The 22,326-nt window shown below is 48.0% G+C and carries 13 protein-coding genes, 20 tRNA genes and 3 rRNA genes; 32 read left to right on the forward strand and 4 right to left on the reverse strand.

Translation table 11 applies throughout. From position 1 onward, the window contains the following. Window positions 1-75 precede the first annotated feature (75 nt). The 4 genes from pruA to BBI11_RS05975 all read left to right on the forward strand — a co-directional run bounded on the left by pruA (window position 76) and on the right by BBI11_RS05975 (window position 5,538). Entirely contained in the window at window positions 76-1,620 is a 1,545-nt protein-coding gene (pruA, locus tag BBI11_RS05960; protein ID WP_068461488.1) for an L-glutamate gamma-semialdehyde dehydrogenase, read from the forward strand. Between the two features lie 126 nt (window positions 1,621-1,746). Then, window positions 1,747-2,940, forward strand: a complete 1,194-nt coding sequence (locus BBI11_RS05965; protein ID WP_068461490.1) for an ornithine--oxo-acid transaminase — start codon at window positions 1,747-1,749, stop codon at window positions 2,938-2,940. An 81-nt stretch (window positions 2,941-3,021) separates the two neighbouring features. After that, window positions 3,022-4,266, forward strand: coding sequence for a Glu/Leu/Phe/Val family dehydrogenase (locus BBI11_RS05970; protein ID WP_068461492.1), 1,245 nt, complete (start codon window positions 3,022-3,024; stop codon window positions 4,264-4,266). A 108-nt stretch (window positions 4,267-4,374) separates the two neighbouring features. Continuing rightward, a complete protein-coding gene (locus tag BBI11_RS05975) occupies window positions 4,375-5,538 on the forward strand; it encodes an iron-containing alcohol dehydrogenase (protein WP_068461494.1) in 1,164 nt (387 codons plus the stop codon). A 39-nt stretch (window positions 5,539-5,577) separates the two neighbouring features. Here the strand turns inward: BBI11_RS05975 and BBI11_RS05980 are convergent, their stop codons facing one another. Then, window positions 5,578-6,567: a cation diffusion facilitator family transporter gene (locus BBI11_RS05980; protein ID WP_068461496.1), complete on the reverse strand. Its 990-nt coding sequence runs from the start codon at window positions 6,565-6,567 to the stop codon at window positions 5,578-5,580. 12 nt (window positions 6,568-6,579) lie between these two features. Beyond that, the gene (locus BBI11_RS05985) at window positions 6,580-7,317 is read right to left on the reverse strand and encodes an MgtC/SapB family protein (RefSeq protein WP_418312511.1); all 738 of its coding nucleotides are present in this window, start codon (window positions 7,315-7,317) and stop codon (window positions 6,580-6,582) included. Window positions 7,318-7,406: 89 nt separating this feature from the next. On the opposite strand from BBI11_RS05985, the gene BBI11_RS05990 reads away from it, so the two are divergent. The 24 genes from BBI11_RS05990 (at window position 7,407) to BBI11_RS06105 (ending at window position 15,343) form a co-directional block, all read left to right on the forward strand. Beyond that, window positions 7,407-8,309, forward strand: a complete 903-nt coding sequence (locus tag BBI11_RS05990) for a DMT family transporter (RefSeq protein ID WP_068461500.1) — start codon at window positions 7,407-7,409, stop codon at window positions 8,307-8,309. 277 nt (window positions 8,310-8,586) lie between these two features. Next, window positions 8,587-10,137: ribosomal RNA gene (locus tag BBI11_RS05995) — 16S ribosomal RNA — on the forward strand. Between the two features lie 190 nt (window positions 10,138-10,327). Continuing rightward, a 23S ribosomal RNA gene (locus BBI11_RS06000) occupies window positions 10,328-13,259 on the forward strand. A 139-nt stretch (window positions 13,260-13,398) separates the two neighbouring features. Continuing rightward, a 5S ribosomal RNA gene (rrf, locus tag BBI11_RS06005) occupies window positions 13,399-13,514 on the forward strand. The 16S, 23S and 5S rRNA genes sit together here with 20 tRNA genes alongside, the layout of an rRNA operon. Before the next feature lie 8 nt (window positions 13,515-13,522). Next, a tRNA-Val gene (locus BBI11_RS06010) sits at window positions 13,523-13,598 on the forward strand. 13 nt (window positions 13,599-13,611) lie between these two features. Beyond that, window positions 13,612-13,687: transfer RNA gene (locus BBI11_RS06015), tRNA-Thr, on the forward strand. Between the two features lie 9 nt (window positions 13,688-13,696). After that, a tRNA-Lys gene (locus BBI11_RS06020) sits at window positions 13,697-13,772 on the forward strand. Window positions 13,773-13,793: 21 nt separating this feature from the next. Then, a tRNA-Leu gene (locus BBI11_RS06025) sits at window positions 13,794-13,878 on the forward strand. 1 nt (window position 13,879) lies between these two features. After that, window positions 13,880-13,954: transfer RNA gene (locus BBI11_RS06030), tRNA-Gly, on the forward strand. 24 nt (window positions 13,955-13,978) lie between these two features. Further along, window positions 13,979-14,067 (forward strand) — tRNA-Leu (locus BBI11_RS06035). Window positions 14,068-14,092: 25 nt separating this feature from the next. After that, a tRNA-Arg gene (locus BBI11_RS06040) sits at window positions 14,093-14,169 on the forward strand. Between the two features lie 25 nt (window positions 14,170-14,194). After that, window positions 14,195-14,271: transfer RNA gene (locus tag BBI11_RS06045), tRNA-Pro, on the forward strand. 6 nt (window positions 14,272-14,277) lie between these two features. After that, a tRNA-Ala gene (locus BBI11_RS06050) sits at window positions 14,278-14,353 on the forward strand. A gap of 21 nt (window positions 14,354-14,374) precedes the next feature. Continuing rightward, a tRNA-Met gene (locus BBI11_RS06055) sits at window positions 14,375-14,448 on the forward strand. Window positions 14,449-14,456: 8 nt separating this feature from the next. Beyond that, a tRNA-Ile gene (locus tag BBI11_RS06060) sits at window positions 14,457-14,533 on the forward strand. Window positions 14,534-14,548: 15 nt separating this feature from the next. Then, window positions 14,549-14,641, forward strand: a tRNA-Ser gene (locus tag BBI11_RS06065). Between the two features lie 44 nt (window positions 14,642-14,685). Continuing rightward, window positions 14,686-14,762, forward strand: a tRNA-Met gene (locus BBI11_RS06070). Window positions 14,763-14,765: 3 nt separating this feature from the next. Next, window positions 14,766-14,841: transfer RNA gene (locus BBI11_RS06075), tRNA-Asp, on the forward strand. 16 nt (window positions 14,842-14,857) lie between these two features. After that, window positions 14,858-14,933: transfer RNA gene (locus BBI11_RS06080), tRNA-Phe, on the forward strand. Between the two features lie 4 nt (window positions 14,934-14,937). Further along, window positions 14,938-15,011: transfer RNA gene (locus BBI11_RS06085), tRNA-Gly, on the forward strand. Window positions 15,012-15,016: 5 nt separating this feature from the next. Continuing rightward, window positions 15,017-15,093 (forward strand) — tRNA-Ile (locus BBI11_RS06090). 4 nt (window positions 15,094-15,097) lie between these two features. Then, window positions 15,098-15,172, forward strand: a tRNA-Asn gene (locus tag BBI11_RS06095). A gap of 4 nt (window positions 15,173-15,176) precedes the next feature. Further along, window positions 15,177-15,268 (forward strand) — tRNA-Ser (locus BBI11_RS06100). 4 nt (window positions 15,269-15,272) lie between these two features. Further along, window positions 15,273-15,343 (forward strand) — tRNA-Glu (locus tag BBI11_RS06105). A 12-nt stretch (window positions 15,344-15,355) separates the two neighbouring features. Here the strand turns inward: BBI11_RS06105 and BBI11_RS06110 are convergent. Both BBI11_RS06110 and BBI11_RS06115 read right to left on the reverse strand, forming a co-directional pair. Beyond that, window positions 15,356-16,336, reverse strand: coding sequence for a DMT family transporter (locus tag BBI11_RS06110; RefSeq protein WP_068461501.1), 981 nt, complete (start codon window positions 16,334-16,336; stop codon window positions 15,356-15,358). Between the two features lie 139 nt (window positions 16,337-16,475). Continuing rightward, entirely contained in the window at window positions 16,476-17,390 is a 915-nt protein-coding gene (locus tag BBI11_RS06115) for a 1,4-dihydroxy-2-naphthoate polyprenyltransferase (RefSeq protein ID WP_068461503.1), read from the reverse strand. 161 nt (window positions 17,391-17,551) lie between these two features. Here BBI11_RS06115 and BBI11_RS06120 point away from each other — a divergent pair, with 161 nt between their 5' ends. The 4 genes from BBI11_RS06120 to menB are packed head-to-tail and all read left to right on the forward strand — an operon-like array spanning window position 17,552 to window position 22,269. Continuing rightward, entirely contained in the window at window positions 17,552-18,943 is a 1,392-nt protein-coding gene (locus BBI11_RS06120) for an isochorismate synthase (RefSeq protein WP_068461505.1), read from the forward strand. Further along, the gene (gene menD, locus BBI11_RS06125; protein ID WP_068461507.1) at window positions 18,930-20,633 is read left to right on the forward strand and encodes a 2-succinyl-5-enolpyruvyl-6-hydroxy-3-cyclohexene-1-carboxylic-acid synthase; all 1,704 of its coding nucleotides are present in this window, start codon (window positions 18,930-18,932) and stop codon (window positions 20,631-20,633) included. The genes BBI11_RS06120 and menD overlap by 14 nt, the downstream gene beginning before the upstream one ends. Beyond that, the gene (menH, locus tag BBI11_RS06130) at window positions 20,624-21,436 is read left to right on the forward strand and encodes a 2-succinyl-6-hydroxy-2,4-cyclohexadiene-1-carboxylate synthase (RefSeq protein WP_068461509.1); all 813 of its coding nucleotides are present in this window, start codon (window positions 20,624-20,626) and stop codon (window positions 21,434-21,436) included. The genes menD and menH overlap by 10 nt, the downstream gene beginning before the upstream one ends. Before the next feature lie 11 nt (window positions 21,437-21,447). Beyond that, window positions 21,448-22,269 (forward strand): 1,4-dihydroxy-2-naphthoyl-CoA synthase, encoded by an 822-nt coding sequence (gene menB / locus BBI11_RS06135; RefSeq protein ID WP_058381162.1) that lies wholly within the window; start codon window positions 21,448-21,450, stop codon window positions 22,267-22,269. Window positions 22,270-22,326 lie beyond the last annotated feature (57 nt).

Raw genomic sequence — 22,326 nt, forward strand, 5'->3', positions numbered from 1 at the left:
TGCATTATTATAAGTGGAAACAGATTAAGAGTGCAAATTTTTTTTGCACTCGCTCAACTACAAGGAGGATTCCCAATGATTCCCTACAAACATGAACCATTCACAGACTTCTCGATCGAAGAGAATCGCAATGCATACTTGGAAGGCCTGAAAACGGTAGAAGGATACCTCGGCCAGGATTACCCGTTAATCATCGGCGGAGAACGCGTAACGACTGAAGATAAAATCGTTTCATTCAATCCGGCGGATAAAGAAGAAATCGTTGGGCGCGTCTCCAAATCAAATAAAGAACTAGCAGAAAAAGCCATGCAAGAAGCAGACGCTGCATTCAAGACATGGAAAAAAGTGAAATCAGAAGTACGTGCTGACGTGTTGTTCAGAGCAGCAGCGATCATTCGCCGCCGCAAACACGAATTCTCAGCACTTTTGACTAAAGAAGCAGGCAAACCATGGAACGAAGCGGATGCAGATACTGCAGAAGCGATCGATTTCCTTGAATACTACGGCCGCCAAATGCTACGCCTGAAAGACGGCATGCCAATGGAAAGCCGCCCAGGCGAATACAACCGTTACGACTATATTCCACTTGGTGTCGGCGTTGTCATCTCTCCATGGAACTTTGCGTTCGCAATCATGGCAGGAACAACTGTCGCAGCAATGGTAGCAGGCAACACGGTGCTCTTGAAGCCGGCATCCACAACTCCGGTCGTCGCTTACAAATTCATCGAAGTATTGGAAGAAGCAGGCATGCCAAAAGGCGTCGTCAACTACATTCCAGGACCGGGCTCAGAAGTCGGTGATTACTTGGTCGACCACCCGAACACTCGCTTCATCTCATTCACTGGTTCAAAAGAAGTCGGTCTGCGCATTGCAGAACGTTCTTCTAAAGTGAACGAAGGCCAGATCTGGATGAAACGCTTGATCGCTGAAATGGGCGGCAAAAACACGATGGTCGTTGACAACAACGCGGACCTCGAGCTTGCTGCACAATCGATCGTCAAATCGGCTTTCGGTTTCAGTGGGCAGAAATGTTCCGCAGGTTCACGCGCAGTGATCGTTGAAGATGTTTACGATGAAGTACTAGAGCGCGTTGTGGAATTGACTAACGAACTCACGATCGGCAACACGGTCGAACAATCCAACTTCATGGGTCCTGTCATCGATGGCAACTCATACAAAAAAATCATGGACTACATCGAAATCGGCAAAAACGAAGGGCGTCTTGTAGCAGGTGGCGACGGCGACGATTCAACTGGATTCTTCGTCAACCCAACGGTCTTTGCTGACTTGGATCCACAAGCCCGCATCATGCAAGAAGAAATCTTCGGACCGGTTGTTGGTTTGATGAAAGCAAAAGACTTTAAAGAAGCAATCGACATCGCTAACAATACAGAATACGGCTTGACAGGCGGCGTAGTTACTAACAACCGTGAGCACCTCGAGTACGCGCGTGAGGAATTCCATGTCGGGAACTTGTACTTCAACCGCGGCTGCACAGGCGCAATCGTAGGTTATCAGTCATTTGGTGGATTCAACATGTCCGGTACTGACTCGAAAGCAGGCGGACCAGACTACTTGGTGCTTCATATGCAAGCACAAACAACTTCTGAAATGTATTAATTATTCATTTAATGGTATAATGATGCACAAAAGGCAGACTCCGTGTCTGCCTTTTTTAAAAAGGGCACCGTTAAGCGCTTCCAACAGGATTAATGGATAGGGTCTAAATTTAAGGAGGAATTTGGAATGACACAAACACAGTCAATCATTGAAAAAACAGAACAATACGGGGCGAAGAACTATCATCCACTGCCAATCGTTATCTCAAAAGCAGAAGGCGTTTGGGTAACGGATCCAGAGGGCAATAAGTTTATGGATATGTTGTCTGCCTATTCTGCAGTCAACCAAGGCCATCGCCACCCGAAAATCATCCAGGCATTAAAAGATCAAGCAGACCGTGTCACATTGACGTCTCGTGCTTTCCACAACGACCAATTGGCTCCGTGGTACGAAATGATTTGTGAAATTTCAGGAAAAGAAATGGCCTTGCCGATGAACACCGGAGCGGAAGCTGTGGAAACAGCTATCAAAGCTGCCCGTCGCTGGGCATACGACGTCAAAGGTGTCGAAGAGAACAAGGCAGAAATCATCGCATGTGAAGGCAACTTCCATGGCCGTACAATGACAGCCGTTTCCCTTTCATCTGACCCGGAATACCGCAGAGGCTTCGGCCCGATGCTGCCAGGTATCAATATTGTTCCATTCGGTGATTTAGATGCGCTGAAAAATGCCATCACGCCAAACACAGCAGCTTTCCTCATCGAGCCGATTCAAGGCGAGGCGGGCATCATCATGCCATCGGAAGGGTTTTTAAAAGCAGCGCGTGAGCTTTGCCGTGAGCACAATGTCTTGTTCATCGCTGATGAAATCCAATGTGGGCTTGCACGCACAGGAAAAATGTTCGCTTGCGAATGGGAAGATGTAGACCCAGATATGTACATTCTCGGAAAAGCGCTTGGCGGCGGAGTATTCCCAATCTCTTGTGTTGTCGCAAACAATGAAGTACTTGGTGTCTTTAACCCAGGATCGCACGGTTCGACATTTGGCGGAAATCCGCTTGCTTGTGCCGTATCCATTGCTTCTATGCAAGTGCTTCAAGAAGAGAGCCTCCCGGAACGTTCATTAGAGCTTGGCACATACTTTATGGAAGAGTTGAAAAAACTCGACCATCCAGTCATCAAGGAAGTTCGCGGACGTGGCTTGTTCATCGGAATGGAACTGACAGAAGCAGCGCGTCCATACTGCGAACAACTAAAAGAACTTGGGCTATTGTGCAAAGAAACGCATGACACAGTCATTCGTTTTGCACCGCCATTGATCATCACAAAAGAAGAATTGGACTGGGCACTTGAGCGCATTCACCAAGTGTTCACAAAATAACAATCGTTATGGCAAATGGAAGTTTGCCATGTTACACTAGATGCGAGTAATTACTAAAACACAAAGAGGCGAAACTAAACAATGGCTGAAAACTTGAACTTGTTGACGTCAACGCAGGATGTCATTAAAATTGCATTGGATAAACTTGGATACGAAGATTCGATGTACGAACTTCTGAAGGAACCGATGCGGATCTTGGAAGTGCGTATCCCGATCCGGATGGACGATGGGAAAACGAAAGTGTTCACGGGCTTCCGTGCGCAACATAACGATGCGGTCGGTCCCACTAAGGGGGGAGTCCGCTTCCACCCTGATGTGAACCGCGACGAGGTTATCGCACTTTCCATGTGGATGACATTGAAATGCGGAATCGTGGACTTGCCATACGGCGGCGGTAAAGGCGGCATCATTTGTGATCCGCGCGAAATGTCCATGCACGAAATCGAAAAGCTGAGCCGTGGCTATGTACGCGCCATCAGCCAGATTGTCGGGCCGAACAAGGACATTCCGGCGCCGGATGTATTCACAAACTCGCAAATCATGGCCTGGATGTTCGACGAATACAGCAAGATTGACGAATTCAACTCACCAGGATTCATTACAGGTAAGCCGATTGTGCTCGGTGGCTCGCAGGGGCGTGACAAAGCAACTGCACAAGGTGTCACAATCGTGATTAACGAAGCGGCGAAAAAGCGCGGTCTTGATATGAAAGGCGCACGCGTTGTCATTCAAGGCTTCGGTAACGCAGGTAGTTTCCTAGCCAAATTCTTGCACGATGCAGGCGCTAAAGTTGTCGGCATTTCCGATGCGTACGGTGCACTTCATGATCCGGAAGGTCTGGATATCGATTATCTACTAGACCGTCGCGACAGCTTTGGAACCGTCACAACACTTTTCGATAACACTATTACTAATAAACAATTGTTCGAAATCGATTGTGACATTTTGGTTCCCGCAGCAATTGCCAACCAGATCACAGAAGAAAACGCGCACGACATTAAAGCTTCTATCGTAGTAGAAGCTGCTAACGGGCCGACAACGGCAGAAGCGACAAAAATTTTGACTGACCGCGGAATTTTGCTAGTGCCCGACGTGCTTGCAAGTTCTGGTGGTGTAACAGTATCGTACTTTGAATGGGTTCAGAATAACCAAGGTTATTATTGGACGCAGGAAGAAGTCGATGAGAAACTTGAGAAGAAATTGGTGGAAGCTTTTGAGAACGTATACAATGTAGCCACCAACCGCAATATCGACATGCGCCTTGCCGCTTATATGGTCGGTGCAAGAAGAACTGCAGAAGCCTCACGCTTCCGTGGATGGGTATAAAAACAACCGCTCGGCATTAGCCGGGCGGTTTTCTTGCGCTCAAATTTTTGCTTTTTAAGAAATAGAAATTCATAATGAAAAATGAACGTATTTAGAGGAGGAGATTAGATGAACGCATTTTCATTTTATAACCCGGTCAAATTGATTTTTGGCAAAGGGCAACTAGAAGCATTAAAGAACGAAGTTCCAAATTATGGTAAAAAAGTATTGGTCGTATATGGTGGAGGCAGCATCAAAAAAAATGGCCTTTACGACGAAGTGATGGCGACGCTAAATGAAATGGGTGTAGAAATCCATGAACTATCCGGTGTAGAGCCGAACCCGCGCTTATCAACAGCGAAACGCGGAATCGAGATCTGCAAGCAAGAAAACATCGATATGCTCCTAGCAGTAGGCGGCGGTTCTGTCATCGACTGCACAAAACTCATCGCAGCTGGAGCGAAATATGACGGCGACGCATGGGATTTCGTTACCCGTAAAGCGACACCGGAAGAAGTATTGCCATTTGGCACAGTATTGACTTTGGCAGCAACAGGTTCAGAAATGAACGCTGGTTCTGTTATCACAAACGAAGAAACAGAAGAAAAATACGGCTGGGGCAGCCCGTTAACTTTCCCGAAATTTTCTATTTTGGACCCAAGCTATACGAAATCCGTACCGCGCAACCATACAATCTATGGGGTAGTGGATATGATGTCGCATATGTTCGAACAATATTACCACAACGCAACGAACACACCGGTCCAGGATCAGATGATCGAAGGGGTATTGCGCGCTGTGATCGATACAGCTCCAAAACTTATGGAAGACCTCGAAAGCTACGAACACCGTGAAACCATCCTATTCGCTGGCACAATGGGGCTTAACAACTTCCTACAGATGGGCTATAACGGAGACTGGGCATCGCATAATATTGAACATGCGGTCTCTGCGATCTATGATATTCCACACGCAGGCGGCTTGGCGATCCTGTTTCCACAATGGATGCGCCACAACGTTCCGGTCAACCCGTCACGTTTTGCGCAAATGGCTGTTCGTGTATTCGGAGTCGATCCAGAGAACAAATCTGAAGAGCAAATCGCGAACGAAGGAATCGATCGTCTCGTTGAGTTCTGGACATCAATCGGAGCTCCGAGCAGTCTGAAAGATTACGACATCGATAATTCCCGTTTCTCAGACATCGTCGACAAGACTCTCGTCTACGGCGAATTCGGCAACTTCAATAAATTGAACGGTGAAGACGTAGAGAAAATTTTGCAAGCTTCGCTCTAATATAGAAAAGATCCCGATGCATCATGCATCGGGATTTTTTTATTCTGGTTTTTTTAAGGAATCGGGGCGCTTGCTTACGTGCACCCAATGTTTTTCACCGTCATCCGCATCAAGTGAAACAATCACATCGTCCACGCTCGGCTGGCTCAAGATAAGTTCAGCCAAACGGTTCTGAAGTTCATCTGCTTCCCTGACGGTGAGATTAGGATCGACTTCCACTAAAGTTTCAACGTGCAAGAATTCACCTTCCTTCACTACTTCAAGTTCCCGGATATCTTTGACGGAAGGACGATCGGTAAGGAGGTGCGCGATGTGATTGACCATCTGTTCGTCCGTTTCTCCAATAACCCCACGCGCATTATCGAGGAAAACTTTCATGACAACATAGAACATCATCAGCCCGATGGCAATAGACGCTGCGCCTTCAATTTGAAGGAATCCGCTATAGTGAGCAATCAAGACAGCGGCGAGAGCCAGCACCCCACCAGAGGTCGCGACCAAATCTTCGAGGAAGACCAATTTAGTAGCTGGTTTCGCACGGTTTAAATGAGTGAAGCTTGTCGTCAGTGGTGCAAGGGCGCCGCCTTTGACGCCAGCTTCATGTAATACTTCCTTACCGGCTTTATATAGAACGAAAAACTCTAATATAATGGCGATTGATAGAACGATGACACTAATTATAAAACCTTCCGCTTCAGTTGGATGCAGCATTTGGTGCCATCCTTCACGAATGGTTTCATAGGCCATGATACCAACGACTAGTACCGCTGCTAGTAAAACTAAATTCAGAAGACGTCCAAAACCATTCGGAAACTGCTTAGTCGGTGCTTTTTTCGATAATGCTGATCCGATAAAAACAAAATACTGATTCGCAGCGTCCCCGATGGAGTGCATCGTTTCAGCGAACATGGCGACATTTCCGGTAAAAGTAAAGGCAACTCCTTTCATGATGGCAATAAACGTATTGATGAGTGCTGCGTAGAGTGAAGGTTTATTTCCGCCCTTTAACAATCCAAAAAATTCTTTCAAAAAAATTCCCCCTTAAGTAATCATTTCGACATCCACTTGTTTTACGCCACTAATAGAAGAGACCTCCCTGTACAATTCAATAGTCTCCTTTCCTTGTGCGTAAGATACACGGATCGAAAGTTTGTAGTACCACGTGCCGTTATTGTGCTCTGGGTGAAGAATCGACAAGTTTTCAATGGTTATGCCGCCTTGCTTCAGCTCTTCCATTACTTCACTGATCGCTTGCTCCTCAGTAACATAAACGGTAAGTCTTGCTTCAACCTGCCTCAGTCGTTTCGGACCGAAGTGGAATAGGAGAGGGGGGATCACTTCAATCCCTACGAGAACTAGTAAAACGGCAGTCACTGCTTCAACATAAAAACCAGCGGCAACAGCAATACCAATTCCGCCAGATCCCCAAATCATAGCTGCCGTTGTCAGTCCAGAAATAGAATCATTCCCTCGTTTCAAAATAACCCCTGCACCCAAAAAGCCAATCCCAGAAACAATTTGGGCGGCAAGCCGAAGTGGATCCATTGTTATATTGACACCTTCATTGCTACTGGGTTCTGCAATATAAGCAGATTCAATTGAAATAATAGTCAATAAACAACTGAAGGTGGCAATGACCATGCTTGTTTTCAAACCCACTGGCTTTTTTTTCAATTCCCTTTCCAACCCAATAACTAAACTCAAAACGGCGGCAATCGCTAATTTCATAAATGTCTCGAATGAAGAGACTTCGAATGAGCTGAAAAATTCCAAGGTCATAACCTCCATTTCACTTTGCGGTTGAATGTGAAGCCAGCAAATGGCAAACTGGAAAGTGATGTTAAAACTAATGCAGCAAGAGGTGCAAAATGGAAAAACCTGCGATTCATCCTTACATACCCATTCTAATAGGAGTTATTTCTGTTGCGATGTCTGCGATCTTCGTAAAGATGACAAATGCTGATGCTGGAGTCACGGCTTTTTACCGGATGTTATTTTCTATTCTATTAATGTCCCCGGTATTCCTTTATAGCTATCTGCCTGAAATAAAGAAATTAAGTAAGAGAGACTGGGCATTTTCTGCAGTTGCCGGCATTTTTTTAGCCTTCCACTTTATCCTATGGTTTGAATCACTTAATTTCACTTCTGTGGCTAGTTCTACTGTTTTGGTAACATTACAGCCTCTGTTTGCATTTGCAGGCACATACTTTTTCTTCAAAGAGCGACTTTCTACAAAGACCTTAATCTCTGGAATGGTTGCTATTACAGGAAGTATCGTAATTGCATACGGAGATTTTCAAGTAAGTGGAGACGCATTGTTCGGTGACATCCTCGCTCTAATTGCTTGTGCGTTAATCACAGCGTATTTATTATTCGGTCAAGATGTAAGGAAGCGCCTATCCCTAGTAACATATACATTCATCGTTTATGGATTTAGTACGATAACGCTATTTTTCTATATTATTGTTAAAGGAGAGTCGTTTGGACCTTATCCGAAGGAAGAGTGGATGTGGTTTCTTCTATTAGCTCTTATTCCAAACCTTCTTGGCCACACTTTGTTTAACTGGGCAGTGAAGTGGGTGAGTACGAATGTGATTTCCATCGCGATTCTGTTTGAACCAGTGGGAGCAGCAGTCTTAGCGTATTTCATACTCGGAGAACTGGTTAGCGCGTCGCAAATTATAGGTGGAAGCATTGTAATAGCAGGGCTGTTATTCTTTATCGTAGACTACAAAAGAATTAGAAAAATCTTTTTTCGGAAAAGTGCTTGATTTTTTTAGGTATGCGGTTTATAGTAATAAATGTCCTCGAAACAGCCGATAAAAAATATTTTGAAATAGTATTGACATCGAGTTTCAAAAAGGATATAGTAATCAAGTCGCCAAAACAAGGCGCACAACATGAACCTTGAAAACTGAACAGCAAAACGTCAATAATACAGTCGCGAGCGATCGTGACACAACTTACTGATCAGCTTCGGCAGATCAAGCGAATCGCGCGTCTTTCGAGACGGCGATACGCCAGCAGTATTGAGCAATCAACTACTCTATAATGGAGAGTTTGATCCTGGCTCAGGACGAACGCTGGCGGCGTGCCTAATACATGCAAGTCGAGCGGAACCATTGGAGCTTGCTCCTTTGGTTTAGCGGCGGACGGGTGAGTAACACGTGGGCAACCTGCCCTGCAGATCGGGATAACTCCGGGAAACCGGTGCTAATACCGAATAGTTTGCGGCCTCTCATGAGGCTGTACGGAAAGACGGTTTCGGCTGTCACTGCAGGATGGGCCCGCGGCGCATTAGCTAGTTGGTGGGGTAATGGCCTACCAAGGCGACGATGCGTAGCCGACCTGAGAGGGTGATCGGCCACACTGGGACTGAGACACGGCCCAGACTCCTACGGGAGGCAGCAGTAGGGAATCTTCCGCAATGGACGAAAGTCTGACGGAGCAACGCCGCGTGAGTGAAGAAGGTTTTCGGATCGTAAAACTCTGTTGTGAGGGAAGAACAAGTACCAACTAACTATTGGTACCTTGACGGTACCTCACCAGAAAGCCACGGCTAACTACGTGCCAGCAGCCGCGGTAATACGTAGGTGGCAAGCGTTGTCCGGAATTATTGGGCGTAAAGCGCGCGCAGGCGGTCCTTTAAGTCTGATGTGAAAGCCCACGGCTCAACCGTGGAGGGTCATTGGAAACTGGGGGACTTGAGTGCAGAAGAGGAAAGTGGAATTCCACGTGTAGCGGTGAAATGCGTAGAGATGTGGAGGAACACCAGTGGCGAAGGCGACTTTCTGGTCTGTAACTGACGCTGAGGCGCGAAAGCGTGGGGAGCAAACAGGATTAGATACCCTGGTAGTCCACGCCGTAAACGATGAGTGCTAAGTGTTAGGGGGTTTCCGCCCCTTAGTGCTGCAGCTAACGCATTAAGCACTCCGCCTGGGGAGTACGGCCGCAAGGCTGAAACTCAAAGGAATTGACGGGGGCCCGCACAAGCGGTGGAGCATGTGGTTTAATTCGAAGCAACGCGAAGAACCTTACCAGGTCTTGACATCCCGCTGACCGCCTAGGAGACTAGGCTTTCCCTTCGGGGACAGCGGTGACAGGTGGTGCATGGTTGTCGTCAGCTCGTGTCGTGAGATGTTGGGTTAAGTCCCGCAACGAGCGCAACCCTTGATCTTAGTTGCCAGCATTCAGTTGGGCACTCTAAGGTGACTGCCGGTGACAAACCGGAGGAAGGTGGGGATGACGTCAAATCATCATGCCCCTTATGACCTGGGCTACACACGTGCTACAATGGACGGTACAAAGGGCTGCAAACCCGCGAGGGGGAGCCAATCCCAGAAAACCGTTCTCAGTTCGGATTGTAGGCTGCAACTCGCCTGCATGAAGCCGGAATCGCTAGTAATCGCGGATCAGCATGCCGCGGTGAATACGTTCCCGGGCCTTGTACACACCGCCCGTCACACCACGAGAGTTTGTAACACCCGAAGTCGGTGGGGTAACCCTTACGGGAGCCAGCCGCCGAAGGTGGGACAGATGATTGGGGTGAAGTCGTAACAAGGTAGCCGTATCGGAAGGTGCGGCTGGATCACCTCCTTTCTAAGGATAATATCGGAACCGATTTTTCGGAATCGGGTTGACGTTTTGCGTTCAGTTTTGAAGGTTCACTCCTTACGGAGCACTTTCAAACTTGTTCTTTGAAAACTGGATAGATCGACATTGATTAAGAAACAAGCATCATAGTAGCGTGATCGCAATTGCGATCAACTTATTTTTTTTGACCATCAGTGGTTAAGTTAATAAGGGCGCACGGTGGATGCCTTGGCACTAGGAGCCGAAGAAGGACGGCACTAACACCGATATGCCTCGGGGAGCTGTAAGTGAGCTGTGATCCGGGGATTTCCGAATGGGGAAACCCACTGTTCGTAATGGAGCAGTATCCATGTGTGAATTCATAGCACATGAGAAGGCAGACTCAGGGAACTGAAACATCTAAGTACCTGAAGGAAGAGAAAGCAAATGCGATTCCCCAAGTAGCGGCGAGCGAAACGGGATCAGCCCAAACCAGAAGGCTTGCCTTCTGGGGTTGTAGGACACTCTATACGGAGTTACAAAGGAACGGATTAAGCGAAGCGACCTGGAACGGTCCGCGAGACAGGGTAACAGCCCCGTAGCTGAAAGTTCGTTCCCTCCAGAGTGGATCCTGAGTACGGCGGAACACGAGAAATTCCGTCGGAATCCGGGAGGACCATCTCCCAAGGCTAAATACTCCCTAGTGACCGATAGTGAACCAGTACCGTGAGGGAAAGGTGAAAAGCACCCCGGAAGGGGAGTGAAATAGATCCTGAAACCGTGTGCCTACAAGTAGTTAGAGCCCGTTAATGGGTGATAGCGTGCCTTTTGTAGAATGAACCGGCGAGTTACGATTACATGCAAGGTTAAGGTGAGAAGCCGGAGCCGCAGCGAAAGCGAGTCTGAATAGGGCGAATGAGTATGTAGTTGTAGACCCGAAACCAGGTGATCTACCCATGTCCAGGGTGAAGGTAAGGTAACACTTACTGGAGGCCCGAACCCACGCACGTTGAAAAGTGCGGGGATGAGGTGTGGGTAGCGGAGAAATTCCAATCGAACCTGGAGATAGCTGGTTCTCTCCGAAATAGCTTTAGGGCTAGCCTCAAGAAGAGAATCCTGGAGGTAGAGCACTGTTTGGACTAGGGGCCCATCCCGGGTTACCGAATTCAGACAAACTCCGAATGCCAGTGATTTATACTTGGGAGTCAGACTGCGAGTGATAAGATCCGTAGTCAAGAGGGAAACAGCCCAGACCACCAGCTAAGGTCCCCAAATATCCGTTAAGTGGAAAAGGATGTGGCGTTGCTTAGACAACCAGGATGTTGGCTTAGAAGCAGCCATCATTTAAAGAGTGCGTAATAGCTCACTGGTCGAGTGACACTGCGCCGAAAATGTACCGGGGCTAAACGGATTACCGAAGCTGTGGATGGACATCGTAGATGTCCGTGGTAGGAGAGCGTTCTAAGGGCGTTGAAGTCAGACCGGAAGGACTGGTGGAGCGCTTAGAAGTGAGAATGCCGGTATGAGTAACGAAAGACGGGTGAGAATCCCGTCCACCGAATGCCTAAGGTTTCCTGAGGAAGGCTCGTCCGCTCAGGGTTAGTCGGGACCTAAGTCGAGGCCGATAGGCGTAGACGATGGACAACAGGTTGATATTCCTGTACCACCTCCCCGCCGTTTGAGTAATGGGGGGACGCAGAAGGATAGGGTGAGCGTGCCGTTGGTTGTGCACGTCCAAGTTGTGAGATGAGAAACGAGGCAAATCCCGTTTCTATATACATCAAGCAGTGATGGCAAGAGGTTTACCTCAGAGTCCCTGATTTCACACTGCCAAGAAAAGCCTCTAGCGAGGCGGGAGGTGCCCGTACCGCAAACCGACACAGGTAGGCGAGAAGAGAATTCTAAGGTGAGCGAGTGAACTCTCGTTAAGGAACTCGGCAAAATGACCCCGTAACTTCGGGAGAAGGGGTGCTCTGGTAGGGTGTTAAAGCCCGAGAGAGCCGCAGTGAATAGGCCCAGGCGACTGTTTAGCAAAAACACAGGTCTCTGCAAAACCGTAAGGTGACGTATAGGGGCTGACGCCTGCCCGGTGCTGGAAGGTTAAGGGGAGTGCTTAGCGCAAGCGAAGGTGCGAACCGAAGCCCCAGTAAACGGCGGCCGTAACTATAACGGTCCTAAGGTAGCGAAATTCCTTGTCGGGTAAGTTCCGACCCGCACGAAAGGCGTAACGATCTGGGCACTGTCTCAACGAGAGACTCGGTGAAATTATAGTACCTGTGAAGATGCAGGTTACCCGCGACAGGACGGAAAGACCCCGTGGAGCTTTACTGTAGCCTGATATTGAATTTTGGTGCAACTTGTACAGGATAGGTAGGAGCCAGAGAACCCGGAGCGCCAGCTTCGGGGGAGGCGTCGGTGGGATACTACCCTGGTTGTATTGAACTTCTAACCCACAAGCCTTAGCGGCTTGGGAGACAGTGTCAGGCGGGCAGTTTGACTGGGGCGGTCGCCTCCTAAAGAGTAACGGAGGCGCTCAAAGGTTCCCTCAGAATGGTTGGAAATCATTCGCAGAGTGTAAAGGCACAAGGGAGCTTGACTGCGAGACGGACAGGTCGAGCAGGGTCGAAAGACGGACTTAGTGATCCGGTGGTTCCGCATGGAAGGGCCATCGCTCAACGGATAAAAGCTACCCCGGGGATAACAGGCTTATCTCCCCCAAGAGTCCACATCGACGGGGAGGTTTGGCACCTCGATGTCGGCTCATCGCATCCTGGGGCTGTAGTCGGTCCCAAGGGTTGGGCTGTTCGCCCATTAAAGCGGTACGCGAGCTGGGTTCAGAACGTCGTGAGACAGTTCGGTCCCTATCCGTCGCGGGCGCAGGAAATTTGAGAGGAGCTGTCCTTAGTACGAGAGGACCGGGATGGACACACCGCTGGTGTACCAGTTGTTCTGCCAAGAGCATCGCTGGGTAGCTATGTGTGGCCGGGATAAGTGCTGAAAGCATCTAAGCACGAAGCCCCCCTCAAGATGAGATTTCCCATTGCGCAAGCAAGTAAGATCCCTCAGAGACGATGAGGTAGATAGGTTCGGGGTGGAAGCGTGGCGACACGTGCAGCTGACGAATACTAATCGATCGAGGACTTAACCAATAACTGAAATGCGTTTCCATAATTCAATGTCGATTTATCCAGTTTTGAAAGAACAAGAATTTTTGCCTAAAGGCAAAAAAAGACTTGTAAAACTCGCCAGAGTTGGTATAATAAAACTTGTCTTTCAAAAACTTTATAGTCCAGTGATGATGGCAAAGAGGCCACACCCGTTCCCATCCCGAACACGGAAGTTAAGCTCTTTTGCGCCGATGGTAGTTGGGGGTTTCCCCCTGTGAGAGTAGGACGTCGCTGGGCATACATACGGAGGATTAGCTCAGCTGGGAGAGCATCTGCCTTACAAGCAGAGGGTCGGCGGTTCGATCCCGTCATCCTCCACCATTTTTTACTCCATGCCGGAGTAGCTCAACTGGTAGAGCAACTGACTTGTAATCAGTAGGTTGAGGGTTCAAGTCCTTTCTCCGGCACCACTCATGTTTGAGCCATTAGCTCAGTTGGTAGAGCATCTGACTTTTAATCAGAGGGTCGAAGGTTCGAATCCTTCATGGCTCACCATTTTAATTTTATAATTGCCACGCGGGTGTGGCGGAACTGGCAGACGCACTAGACTTAGGATCTAGCGCCTTCGGGCGTGGGGGTTCGACTCCCTTCACCCGCACCAAGCGGAAGTAGTTCAGTGGTAGAACGCCACCTTGCCAAGGTGGAGGTCGCGGGTTCGACCCCCGTCTTCCGCTCCAATTTTATTATCTGTCCAATGCCCCGCCGGGGTGGCGGAACTGGCAGACGCACAGGACTTAAAATCCTGCGGTAGGTGACTACCGTACCGGTTCGATTCCGGTCCTCGGCACCAACTGTTTTATCAAATTTTATATTAAGCGCCCGTAGCTCAATTGGATAGAGTACTTGACTACGAATCAAGCGGTTAGAGGTTCGAGTCCTCTCGGGCGCGCCATATTTTTGTCATCATCCTATTCAGTCGGGAAGTAGCTCAGCTTGGTAGAGCACTTGGTTTGGGACCAAGGGGTCGCAGGTTCGAATCCTGTCTTCCCGACCACTTTATGGGGCCTTAGCTCAGCTGGGAGAGCGCCTGCCTTGCACGCAGGAGGTCAGCGGTTCGATCCCGCTAGGCTCCACCAACTATACAATTTAAAGATCCTGGCGGCGTAGCTCAGCTGGCTAGAGCGTACGGTTCATACCCGTAAGGTCGGGGGTTCGATCCCCTCTGCCGCCACTTTTTTAGGACCTTTAGCTCAGTTGGTTAGAGCAGACGGCTCATAACCGTCCGGTCGCAGGTTCGAGTCCTGCAAGGTCCACCATTCAATATTTATCACGGAGGAATACCCAAGTTTGGCTGAAGGGATCGGTCTTGAAAACCGACAGGGGAGTCAAATCCCGCGGGGGTTCGAATCCCTCTTCCTCCTCCATCTTTTAAAAAAATGAGTGGACAATTTTCAATTAATATTATTATCGCGGGGTGGAGCAGTTCGGTAGCTCGTTGGGCTCATAACCCAAAGGTCGCAGGTTCAAATCCTGCCCCCGCAACCAAATGGTCCCGTGGTGTAGCGGTTAACATGCCTGCCTGTCACGCAGGAGATCGCCGGTTCGATCCCGGTCGGGACCGCCATTTTTATTACTAATATGGGTCAGTAGCTCAGTCGGTAGAGCATTAGATTGAAGCTCTAAGTGTCGGCGGTTCGATTCCGTCCTGACCCACCATATTGCGGGTGTAGTTTAGTGGTAAAACCTCAGCCTTCCAAGCTGATGATGAGGGTTCGATTCCCTTCACCCGCTCCAACAATGGGCCTATAGCTCAGCTGGTTAGAGCGCACGCCTGATAAGCGTGAGGTCGGTGGTTCGAGTCCACTTAGGCCCACCATTGTTCCGAAGTAGCTCAGTGGTAGAGCACCGCACTGTTAATGCGATGGTCGTAGGTTCGAGTCCTACCTTCGGAGCCATACTGGGGAAGTACTCAAGTGGCTGAAGAGGCGCCCCTGCTAAGGGTGTAGGTCGGTAACACCGGCGCGAGGGTTCAAATCCCTCCTTCTCCGCCAGTAAGGCCCTTGGTCAAGCGGTTAAGACACCGCCCTTTCACGGCGGTAACACGGGTTCGAATCCCGTAGGGGTCATTATAAAAAGCGTCATGCATTTATATGCATGGCGCTTTTTTCTTTTTCTAATTTTTGTTCATGGCTTGAAGCGAAACTGTGAATGACCATTCCTAGTATTACCAAAATTAGCCCCGCAAGTGCGATTGTGGAAGGGAAAGCAATGCCTAAAAGTAAAAATTCACCTATTAGTGCAAATATGACTTCCATTGATTGTGTAGCTTCTACTGCTGCAAGCTTCGGCATGCTAGTTCTAACCATATCGGTCGCCATAAAGAAGAGTACAGTCGCAATGACTCCTGAACTAATCGCAACTATCAACGATTGATAAGCCTGAGAATTGGAGGGTAATCCATTTGTCAAGACCCCATAAATAGAAAGAACTAACCATAGAGGTAAACTGGCTATCGTCATTCCAAGTACACGTTGATATGCGTCGAGTTTACCTTCGCATACCTCCATCATTTTACGATTTCCAAGTGGATAAGCAACAGCTGCGATTAAAACGGGTATCAATCCCAACAATAAGTTTGAAATCGAAACATTGGCTAGGTGGTCAAGTTGAATGAGAGCTATGCCAGCTAAGATAATTGTAGAGAAGAGTAATCCTTTAATGGGTATACGTTGTCTGTGCATTAAAATTTGATCGGCTATAGGAACTCTAACGAAAAAAAGTGGAGCCATTAAGGTTCCAGCGATGATAGTAAATTGCCACGTTCCAGCAATTAACCAACCTGGTGAATGGGCTGCTGCAAAGCATAAAGGGGCATAAAAAAGACCAAAGCCTACAAAACTCCACACTATCCATTTAATTTTGTGCTTCTTCATTTCTTTGAAGAGCGGATACAAGTTCCCCCTGATTATTACGATCAACAAAAGGAAGGGGATCATAAATAGGTAGCGGAGCGAAGCGCTCCATATCCAATGGCCTCCTTGCGCTTCCATTATGGAATTGACGATAAAAGTGACTGCAAAAAACATTGCGCCGGCAAGACCAAATACAATCGGTTTCATAAAACTCCACCTTTTCTATATGTTATATCCAATATATCGCAGTTAATGAATTTTCACCATTCTTATTTAGTTAAGAGGGCTTTCGTTATCTAACTCAATAATAAAAAGCTGGTGACACATTGCCATCAGCTTTAGGATATTAAGATAAAAAGTAATCTACTAGTAAACCAATAGCTAGTAGGAAGTTAAATAAAGTATTCGTGATTCCTGTATCTTTCATAGCTGGCATTACTTTCAAAGGTTCAGTGTGGCGTTTGAATGTTTTGATTACCTTTACAGGCTTAACTACACTAAGCAGTACTAATAATGCCCATGGAGTGATAATGCCGAGCACTACTAATAAAATAATCCAGGCATAGGACAAAATAAAGAACCACATGAAGATGGTGACGGCAGCTGGTCTGCCGGCCAGAATGGCTAAAGTACGCCGGCCGCTTTTTTCATCCCCAACTATGTCTCGAATATTATTGGACATCATAATGGCCGCTACAAGCAATGTGCTAGGGATCGCGAGCATCACAGCAGTCGAGGTGATCGTTTCTGTCTGGATATAAAAAGCAACGATGACAATCAGAAAACCCATAAACAGTCCTGAGAACAATTCGCCAAGTGGCGTGTAAGCGATTGGATAAGGACCTCCGGTGTAAAAGTATCCGACTAGCATGCCGATGCCGCCGACTGCCAATAACCACCAGCTGGTAGAAGCTGCAATATAAAGCCCGAGTATTGCAGAGATCGCATAAAGCAAGAATGCCAGCGCCAAAACGGTTTTCGGTGAAACGCCGTTACGCACAATGGCTCCACCTATGCCGATGGATTCTTCATTGTCGAGACCGCGTGCAAAATCGTAGTATTCATTGAACATATTGGTTGCTGCTTGAATCAGCAGGCTTGCTATTAACATGGCTGCGAATAGCGCCCAATCTAAAGCGGTGTAGTGGATGGCGATCATTGTTCCCAGGAATACAGGGGCAAATGATGCGGTCAAGGTATGGGGGCGGGTAAGTTGCCACCAGACACGCCAGCCGCTATCAGCTTGTATCGAATGTGTCATTTCTATCTCTCCTATTCATTTCTTTCCAACCTATATTGTACTGCAATACGCAGAGATTTACAGCATATGTTGTGCTGAATTCCAGAGAAAGGGGTATGATAGAAAGTAGAGATTAAAATGTATCGCAGTCAGTTAATGCTGCAGTAAACGGAGGTAATCCGGTGAATTCACAATCGTATTCATCAACTGAACAGATGGAAGCGAACCGCTTTAGCGAGTATCGCTTTTATACAGAAACCATTGAAGTATCGACCATGTCTGCTTTGGCGTTTTTTGAGGCAGGGCAAGAGAAATATGAAGGCAAGCGGATGTTCTGGCAGAATCGGGAGAAGTCCTTTACGCTAGTTGGCCTGGGGCATGCCTATGTTCTCACAGCAGATGATTATAAGGGGCGGTTTAACAACATACAAAAAGATTGGAAAGCATTGAGTGCCCAATTGGTGAATGAAGAGACAGCCGTTCAGCCAGTGTTATTTGGGGGCTTTTCATTTGATCCTTTGAATGACCAGCCGAGCGAGTGGAGAAATTTCCCTCAGGCTTATTTTGCCGTCCCGACTTTTCAGCTGATTATTAAAGGAGAGCAGGCTTATGTTAGTGTCCACCTGATCACGAAGGCACCGAATAGTTTTGCGGATTTTGAAGCACTTCGGAAAGAACGTGACCGGCTGATTCACGCAGCGCAAGTATCCGAGCCAAAAGCGTATCAAAAGCCCCGAGTCGCCGAAAAGAAAGAATTAAAAAAAGATGAGTATATGCGTTCTATTGAAAAGGTCACTCAAGTGATTCGTTCGGGCGAAGTGGATAAAGTTGTGATTGCAAGGGCGCTTGGTCTTTGTTTTGATGAAGTCCTATCCCCGGCATCGGCTCTATATCAGGCGGCGAATGAGCAGCCTGAAAGCTTTTTATTCGGCTTGGAAGCAGGAGAGCAATTTTTCTTTGGCGCAACGCCAGAGCGCCTTGTTAAAGTAGAGCAGCAAAAAGCATTGTCTACGTGCTTAGCGGGATCTACACCTCGTGGACAATCCGTAGAACAAGACGAAGCATTAGGAAAAGCTTTGCTCGGTGATTCCAAAAATCGTTCTGAACATCAATATGTGGTTCAAATGATCGGGGATGTATTTAAGGAACATTGTATAGATCCACGGATTCCGCAGCATCCGAAACTGATGAAAATCCGAGATATCCAACATTTATATACTCCGGTAGAAGGGGAACTCAAAAATGGCAGTTCGCTACTGGATCTTGTCGAAGCGCTCCATCCTACGCCAGCACTAGGCGGGGAACCGAAACAGCAGGCGCTCAGCTTGATCCGTTCTTATGAGCCTTTGAATAGAGGCTATTATGCGGCACCGATCGGTTGGATCGATGCGAAAGGCGACGGTGAATTCGCCGTAGCGATTCGCTCGGCGTTATTGGATGGGGATAAAGCTTATTTATTCGCAGGCGGTGGCATTGTGGCAGATTCTACGCCGGAAGCGGAATACGATGAGACATGGGTGAAGTTCCGCCCAATGCTTCGTGTACTGGGAGGAAATTTACATGACGAATCGTGAATTTTTAACTGAATATGTATTAGCTTTTACACATTCTTTGCTCCATGCGGGGGTAACGAAAGCAGTTATTAGCCCAGGTTCGCGTTCCACTCCACTTGCTTATGCATTCATGAAACAGCAAGGGATTGAGACTTATCGTCAAATAGATGAACGTTCAGCCGGCTTTTACGCGCTCGGTTTGGCGAAAGCGTCAAACGCCCCGGTCGTTTTGCTTTGTACATCAGGCACTGCAGCAGCTAATTATTTTCCGGCCATCGTAGAAGCCTATTATGCGCGTGTGCCTCTTATTGTCGTCACGGCAGACCGTCCGCATGAACTGCGCGAAGTTGGGGCCCCGCAAGCAATTAATCAAATCAACTTATTCGGATCTCATGTTAAGTGGTCAGTCGATCTGGCACTGCCAGAGCAAGGCAATCATCTGGATTCGTTGAAACGCCATTTGGGGCGTGCCGCCACCTTAGCTAAAACAGCGCCTAAGGGCCCGGTCCATCTGAATGTGCCATTCCGGGAACCGCTTAGCATTGATTTCGATCAAGCTTATGTAAGTGGCACTGAATTATATCGTTTCGAAAGCGGCGAGCGGTTAACTGATAAAGCAGCTGATTTCTTAACAGAAGTGTTCACGCAGTCTCGCGGTCTGCTGATTGCGGGAGAAAACACCGGTGAGATACCAGTTGAGCAATGGGAATTTATCCGCCGTCTCGGCTGGCCGGTGCTTGCCGATCCGTTGTCGAATTTACGGGCAAATGTGCCAGCGGATCTTCATGAGCTCATTATCGATTCCTATGATGCGTTGCTGAAAAATGCTGAATTCGCTGATCGTGTAGCGCCGGATGCCGTAGTAAGAATCGGGCCTCAGCCTGTGTCTAAGCCGCTCAGCTTATTCTTGAGGAAAGCCAAGCCAGCGCGTTATGTCGTGTTGGATGAAAGTCCGATGCTGAGAGATCCACAATCAGCAGCCACGCATCATATCCAGCAGCATTTTTCTGCCTTGTGGCAGTTGAAATTGAACGCGAAATCTTCTCATCCGTACTTGAGTCTTTGGATAACAGCACAAAAATTGGTGCAGGAGACAATGGAGACTCATTGTCAGGAAGAATTGGACGAAGGGGTGTTAGCAAAAGCCTTTTTCGATGAGCTGAACGATTGCGATTTGACCGTCAGCAGCAGTATGCCAATCCGGGATGCCGATACGTATTTCCAAACGACGCAGCGGGACGTGCGAATTTTTGCCAACCGCGGCGCTAATGGCATTGATGGGGTGGTATCGACAGCTTTCGGGATCCAGGCAGCAAACAAACGGCCTGGGTATCTATTGATCGGGGATTTGGCCTTGCTGCATGATTTAAACGGCTTGATCGCTTCGAAACTGCAGCATGCGGATATGACGATTGTTGTGATGAATAATGACGGCGGCGGGATCTTCTCTTATTTGCCACAGTCGAAAGAAGAGCGCTATTATGAGGATCTTTTTGGTACCCCGACCGGGATTCAATTCAAAGCGGCAGCTGAAATGTATGATGCCGAGTACTTCCCTGTAAAAACAACAGCAGAATTGCAGGCGGCGCTTCGGATGCCGAAAGAAAAACCGGTGCGTATTTTAGAAGTGGCAACAGACCGAGCCAATAACGTAAAGATCCACCGAAAATTGTGGAGCCGGCTGGATGAGGAGCTAGACGCATGGAATTGATGGCCAATGGGATCCGCTACCATATTGAAATGACAGGAGATGAAGACTGTCCTGTTTTGGTCCTGCTGCACGGTTTTACGGGCAGCACGGCCACATGGAACCCGGTAATCGAACACTGGCCTGATTTCCGTGTAGTGGCAATTGATTTGATAGGCCATGGCAAATCGGATAGCCCGACAGATAAAAACCGTTATGCCATGGAGCGGCAATTAGAGGACCTGGAAAGCATTTTTGAAAAATTGGATTTGAATGGATTTAGCTTGCTTGGCTATTCGATGGGCGGGCGCACAGCACTTGCGTATGCTTGTGAATATCCAGACAGAATTAATGAGCTTATTTTAGAAAGCGCGTCACCCGGCTTGCTGCTGGAAGCCGAAAGATTACAGCGGCAAGAGGCGGATGCCCGACTGGCACAAGAAATTTTGAAATTTGGTATTAAGCCTTTTGTTGCCAAATGGGAAAATATTTCGTTGTTTGATAGCCAGAAATCTTTACCCAAAAACGTGCAGCAACAAATAAGACAAGAACGGCTAGCCCAATCTGCACAAGGATTATCGAATAGTTTGCTTGGCATGGGCACAGGTTCACAGCGTTCTTACTGGAATTGCTTGCAAGATCTAAACGTACCGGTGTTGCTGTTAACCGGGGAACTGGATTCGAAGTTTTGCGCCATTGCCCAGAGGGTGCAGCAATTATTGCCGAATGCGGAACACCGTATCATTTCAGCAGGACATGCGATTCATGTGGAAAAACCGGCTGAATTTGCTACAATGGTTATGGAACGATTAAATCAGAATTACTGAGGAGGACTAGAATGTCAACACGTCAATGGGTTACAGAACTTACATATGAAGACATTAAATACGAAACATATAATGGGATTGCGAAAATCACCATTAACCGTCCGGAAGTGCGCAATGCCTTCCGTCCGAAAACGGTTCACGAATTGATCGACGCGTTTTCACGTGCGCGTGACAACTCTGATGTTGGGGTCATCGTCTTGACAGGCGAAGGCGAAAAAGCATTCTGTTCAGGCGGAGACCAATCTGTCCGTGGACACGGCGGTTATGTCGGGGAAGATGAAATCCCGCGTCTTAACGTCCTGGACTTGCAGCGCTTGATCCGCGTCATTCCAAAACCGGTTGTCGCAATGGTTGCTGGATTCGCAATCGGCGGCGGACACGTACTTCACGTTGTTTGTGATTTGACGATTGCAGCGGATAACGCACGTTTCGGCCAAACAGGACCGCGCGTCGGTTCATTTGATGCAGGCTACGGCTCTGGCTATCTAGCGCGTATCATCGGGCACAAGAAAGCACGCGAAATCTGGTATTTGTGCCGTCAGTACGATGCACAAGAAGCGCTGGATATGGGCCTTGTCAACACAGTCGTACCTTACGAGCAATTGGAAGACGAGACGGTGAAATGGTGCGAGGAAATGCTCGAAATGAGCCCGACTGCATTGCGCTTCGTCAAAGCAGCGATGAATGCGGATACGGACGGCCTTGCTGGGCTTCAGCAAATGGCTGGCGATGCAACATTGCTTTACTACACTACGGATGAAGCAAAAGAAGGCCGCGATGCGTTCAAAGAAAAACGCAAACCGGACTTTGGCCAATTCCCACGTTTCCCTTGATTATATGAATGAATTGAGCTGTCTTCTTCGGAGGCAGCTTTTTTTCAATCAATCGGC

Origin of the sequence: Planococcus maritimus (assembly GCF_001687625.2) — a bacterium.
Taxonomy (GTDB): domain Bacteria; phylum Bacillota; class Bacilli; order Bacillales_A; family Planococcaceae; genus Planococcus; species Planococcus maritimus.